Source organism: Vibrio sp. V19_P1S1T109, assembly GCF_002241375.1.
GTDB lineage: Bacteria > Pseudomonadota > Gammaproteobacteria > Enterobacterales > Vibrionaceae > Vibrio > Vibrio anguillarum.
In genome coordinates, this window is record NZ_NDIM01000336.1 from 1 (window position 1) to 5494 (window position 5494).

4 protein-coding genes are annotated in these 5494 nt (G+C 46.8%); 2 read left to right on the forward strand and 2 right to left on the reverse strand.

The window, feature by feature from the left end:
• Positions 1-380 precede the first annotated feature (380 nt).
• Both B9J87_RS15845 and B9J87_RS15850 read right to left on the reverse strand, forming a co-directional pair.
• Positions 381-2822 (reverse strand): ABC transporter permease, encoded by a 2442-nt coding sequence (locus tag B9J87_RS15845; RefSeq protein ID WP_094151663.1) that lies wholly within the window; start codon positions 2820-2822, stop codon positions 381-383.
• Positions 2822-3496, reverse strand: a complete 675-nt coding sequence (locus B9J87_RS15850; RefSeq protein WP_013867953.1) for an ABC transporter ATP-binding protein — start codon at positions 3494-3496, stop codon at positions 2822-2824. The genes B9J87_RS15845 and B9J87_RS15850 overlap by 1 nt, the downstream gene beginning before the upstream one ends.
• Here B9J87_RS15850 and tesA point away from each other — a divergent pair.
• A complete protein-coding gene (gene tesA / locus B9J87_RS15855; RefSeq protein WP_094151665.1) occupies positions 3495-4097 on the forward strand; it encodes a multifunctional acyl-CoA thioesterase I/protease I/lysophospholipase L1 in 603 nt (200 codons plus the stop codon). The two genes, B9J87_RS15850 and tesA, sit on opposite strands and share 2 nt — an antisense overlap.
• A gap of 81 nt (positions 4098-4178) precedes the next feature.
• Complete coding sequence (gene fabV / locus B9J87_RS15860; protein WP_017043170.1) at positions 4179-5378, forward strand: enoyl-ACP reductase FabV; 1200 nt, start codon at positions 4179-4181, stop codon at positions 5376-5378.
• The last annotated feature ends 116 nt before the right edge of the window (positions 5379-5494 follow it).

Below are 5494 nucleotides of genomic sequence, written 5' to 3' on the forward strand. Positions count from 1 at the left end.
AGTGGCACCAGCCACACCCCCACCAATAATTGCGACACATGGAGAATCTGTATTGAACTTTTTATATGACATAAGATACGAGTACTCTGGAAAACCCGGATGCATTCTAAAGCTTGTAAAGCGTTATTAAAATCACATTTTTCACGTGGTCTTATCTGTTTTACGACTAACAAGCAATACGCATAATCGACAAATAACTTAAAAAATTGCTTGACTCAATAAAGCCAAAACGACGTTTTTTCAACCTTGTGAATAACAAAACTGCGCAACCCAAGGTAACTACGGGGCTAAGCGCAAATAGGCCGTTATCAAGCCGTCGAGTTATCCCAAACTTTATCCACTGTTTTTGTGGATAACTCAGTCTGGGATTATCGATACCGCTAGTTAAAGTCTTTATTTATAGGGGTTAACAGCCGCTTAATTAAACTACTCACGACCAGCGATAATGTGCAAAACGTCGCCAAGGGTAGCACCAACCACATGCTGTAATGCGCCATAGGTTCTAGTTCAAAACCGAACTTCATGACGCTGGCCACCACCGCGTCAGAGCCAAGGCTTGCGACAACTCCGGCAATGAGCGCCATCAAACCGTATTCAGCCCAAATAGTCTGCTCAACGCGGCGCTTGCTGGCCCCTAAAGTGCGGTATAAGCGAATTTCTTGTTGCCTCTGGCTTAAACTTAAACGCAACAGGGTAAAAATCAGTAAAATACCAGCAATCACGCCCATTGCAGCCAGCACTGTCACTGACCAGATAATTTGCGTCAGCAAAGTTTGAATCTTATCGCCCATTGCCCGGATATCCATCAAACTGACCGTAGGGTAAGTGCGAGCAAGGGTGGCAAGCAAGGCGTTATCTTGATCTTGCGCTCTGAAACTCACCAGCCACGTGGCAGGGATCTCCTGCAATAGGTCTGGGGTAAAAATGAAATAGAAGTTAGGCTTCATTTCTCGCCACTCGACTTGGCGAATGGAATTTACTTTCGCTTCCACGGTTTGGCTATTGATCACAAAGCCTAAACTATCACCCAGTTTCAGCCCCAAATCACGAGCAACGTCCGATTCAACCGAAACGCCACCTTGCTCTGTCCACACTCCTGCCGTCAGTTGGTTATTGCTGGGTAGCGATTCTCCCCAAGTGAAATTGAGCTCTCGCCTCAACGCATCACTCCCCTCTTCACCTTGAGCTTGTTGCTTGGCCTCTATGCCATTAATAGTCGATAAACGCCCTCGGATGATCGGATAGGCTTGCGAACGCACAATGTTGGCGCTGTCTAACGTGTTAAGGTAATCATTAACTTCATTTGGTGAAATGTTGAGTGCAAATGCGTTATGAGCATCGCTGGGTAAGGTTCGCTGCCAATCAGAGAGTAAATCGGTACGCACCAACCAGATGATCGCCAATAACATTAACGATAATCCTAACGCACCAAACTGGACTCCGGTCGTGATTGCCGAACGATTGATTCGGCTGAGCGCTAATTTAAGCGCGGTAGAGAGCGGAAGACGTCCTAAACTACGAGCCACCAAAACACTGACCACAGCAAGCACTGCAAAAAGCGTCACTATCCCAGCCAACACAATCCACACTAAGAGATTATTCCAATAAACCCACAGCATCGGCACCAACGGAATCAAGATGAGCAACCCATTACGGCGATGATTCGGTTTCGCTCGCTCTGTTTGCATGACATTGAGCGCACTGGTATCTAGCAAATGCAGTAAAGGAATGCCGAGTGCAGGAAAAGCGATCAATACACTCGCCATCAGCGCAATAAAAGCGGGTTTAGCGCCATAACTCGGTAAAGGCGTAGGCAATAAATCCACCAGCGGCACGCGTAATAAAGACTCTAGGCCAATGCCGATCAATACCCCAAGCACCGCAGCAGAAACAAACAAAATCACCACTTGTACGAACAACCATTGGCGGATCCAACGTTTGCTCGCCCCAAGGCTTTTTAACATGGCGATGGTTTTTTGCCGCGTAGAAACATAGTGCTGACAAGTCAGGACTAATGTGGTTGCCGCCATGATGATCACAATCGCTACGGTTAACGACAAATATTGCTCTGTCCGCTCAAAAACCTCATTCGTTCGGCTGGCGCTATTTCGGTCGCGCCAACGATCGCTAGGCGTTAAAGTAACGGGCTGTTTTACTGCTTCAATCTGTCCATCATCACCATTAATGAACACGCTAAATTGCACTCGGCTCCCCAATTGAAGTGCACCAGTACGAGCCACATCGTCTTGGTGGATCAACACCGCGGGCATCTGTTGAAATGGATTAAAGCTGAGTCCCGGCTCCTCAAGGATGCGTCCCGATACCGTAAAGTCGGCATCGCCCAGCGTGACCTGATCACCAATTTGAACGTCTAATTGCGCAAACACTCGTTCATCTAACCACAGTTGATTCGGCGCAAGGTGCTGAAATGTCGTCACATCATCAGAAAGACGCATTTCACCGCGTAGCGGATAAGCACTATCCACCGCTTTAACTGTGACTAACTGCATACCGCGCTCACTGAATGCCATTGTCGCGTAACGTGTAAGTTGTGAAGACGGCAATTGCAAGCGCTCGATCTGATCGAGCAATGACGCTGGGGGTGGGTTTGCGGAAACAAACACACTATCGGCAGTGAGTGCGTCTTTACCTTGTTTAACAATCACTTGCTCCATACGCTCAGCTAAGGCAGTCAGCGCAAAAATACAAGCAATGATCAAGGTTAACGCCACTGAAATAGGCCACAACTGTCCGTGGCGGATTTCACCTAAGCTCCAGCGAATTAATCGTTTATTGAGTGAACGGCTTGACATCTCGCTCATTACCGCTCCTCCAACATACCAGCTTGCATGTGGAAAATACGGTCACATTGAGCCGCAAGAGCGGGATCATGGGTAACCAGCACTAAGGTCGTTCCGTGCTGCTTATTTAATTCAAACAGCAATGAAACCACTTTTGCCGCGGTTTCTTGATCAAGGTTGCCAGTAGGCTCATCGGCAAACAGCACTTTCGGATTGATCATAAAGGCTCTTGCTAGCGCGACTCGTTGCTGCTCGCCCCCTGAAAGTTGTGCAGGAGAGTGATGCATTCGATGCGATAAACCAACGGCCGTCAACAAGGATTTAGCACGATCCACATCCTCTTTTTCGCCTTTTAACAAACAAGGTAGCGTCACGTTCTCTAACGCAGACAAACTTGGGATCAGCAAAAAGCTTTGAAACACAAAGCCAACCGATTGACTGCGGATCGCCGCACGTCCTTCATCGTCCAGTTGAGACAATGGCTGACCCAATAGCTCTACCTCTCCGCGTGTCGGCGTATCAAGCCCAGCCAACAGCGTCATCAGGGTTGATTTCCCCGCACCAGACGTTCCGACTATCGCCACGCTTTCACCACTTTTGATCTCTAGGTTTACCTCTTTTAGGATTGTTAAATGCTCTTGATTGGTAGAGACTGTTTTAGATAATGAATGTGCCCTAATAACGGATGTTTGCATGACTCGACTTCTTTCCTTGATTTGTATTTTATTATTCTCGGCTAGCGCTAGTAGTACCACACTCTTGATATTGGGTGATAGTTTAAGCGCCGGTTACCAAATGCCGATTGAAAACGCTTGGCCTAGCTTGCTACCTAATGCGTTGCAAGCTGAAGGTAAATCAGACATTGATGTCATTAATGCCAGTATTTCTGGCGATACAACGGGCAATGGCCTAGCCCGCTTACCGTCACTACTCACCCTGCATACCCCTGATGCAGTGCTTATTGAGCTTGGTGCGAACGACGGATTGCGTGGCTTTCCACCTCAATTGATCAGCAGCAATTTAACCGCCATCATTGGCCAAATAAAAAAATCAGGCTCAACACCTCTTTTGATGCAGATCCGCATTCCACCAAATTATGGCAAACGCTACAGCGATGCCTTTTATAGCCTCTATTCTGAGCTTAGCCTCCAACATACTGTGCCGTTACTGCCCTTTTTCTTAGAGCAAGTGATCATTAAACCCGAGTGGATGATGGCCGATGGCTTACATCCGACGGTCGACACTCAGCCGTGGATCGCCAATTTTGTTGCGCAACATTTAGCAGAGCATCTCTGATTTTAATGCCTCAGCTCAATGAACTTTACCTAGTTTTACGATATTTTTTAGACCATTCCCCTAACCGCAAAGGTACAAACTATGCACATTGAACCTGTGATCAAAGGTGTGGTCGCTCGCTCTGCTCATCCACTCGGATGCGAACAAGCTGTGTTACAACAGATTAATTACGTAAAATCTTGCAGACCGATCACTCACGGGCCAAAACGAGTTCTCATTTTAGGCGCATCTTCAGGCTTTGGGCTCGCCGCCCGCATTGCCCTAACCTTTGGTGGTTCAGAAGCCGATACGATTGGCGTTTCCTTTGAAAAAACGCCATCAGAAAAAGGGGTTGGTAGTGCTGGTTGGTACAACAATCTCTTTTTTAAACAACAGGCCGAGCAAGCGGGTCGAGTCGCCGTCAATATCGATGGGGATGTTTTTTCACCATCAGTACGCGAGCAAGTGATTGAAGCGATAGAGACCTATTTTGAAGGGGAAGTCGATTTAGTCATTTACAGTATCGCCAGCGGCATGAGACCAAAACCCAATTCAGATCAGTATTGGCGCTCCGCCATCAAACCGATTGGTGAGGCCGTTTCTGGTGCGACGATATTACTAGAAAACGATACGTGGGTAGAAACCACCATTGCCCCTGCAAATGACGAAGAGATCGAAAGTACACTGAAAGTGATGGGTGGCGAGGATTGGGAAAACTGGATAGATACGCTGATCAACACTGAATCGATTGCACAAGGGTGTAAAACCATTGCTTTTTCATACATCGGCCCTCAGATTACTCACCCCATTTATCTTGACGGTACACTGGGACGCGCCAAAATTGATTTGCACCAAACCAGCCACTCTCTCAACCTAAAATTGTCTAACTATGGCGGCGGGGCTTATGCGACTGTTTGTAAAGCTTTAGTCACGAAGGCGAGCGTGTTCATTCCCAATTTAAGCCCTTACATTGTCGCATTGTATAAGGTGATGAAAGAAAAAGAGACGCACGAAGGATGTATCGAGCAGATGCAGCGTCTGTTTAGCGAAAAACTCTCTAGCAAAGGCAAAGTACCCGTTGATGGCGAACGACTGATCCGTATGGATGATTGGGAGCTCAACCCAGATACTCAGCAAAAAGTGGCCGATTTACTGGAGAAAATGGATCAGTACAACTTTAAGCAACTAGGTGATTACAAGGGCTTTAAGCGAGAATTCATGCAGCTCAATGGCTTCGACTTTGATTGTGTTGATTATGCTCAAGAAATTAATATCGACCATTATATCAAGCAAGCCGATTAACTCCTTCCGTATCATTTACGAGACACAGCTAACTATCTCAATGCCCCAATATTTTATTGGGGCTTTTTTTTGTTACATTGGCGGCGCGTTCTTATTCTTAATACCATACTATGGTC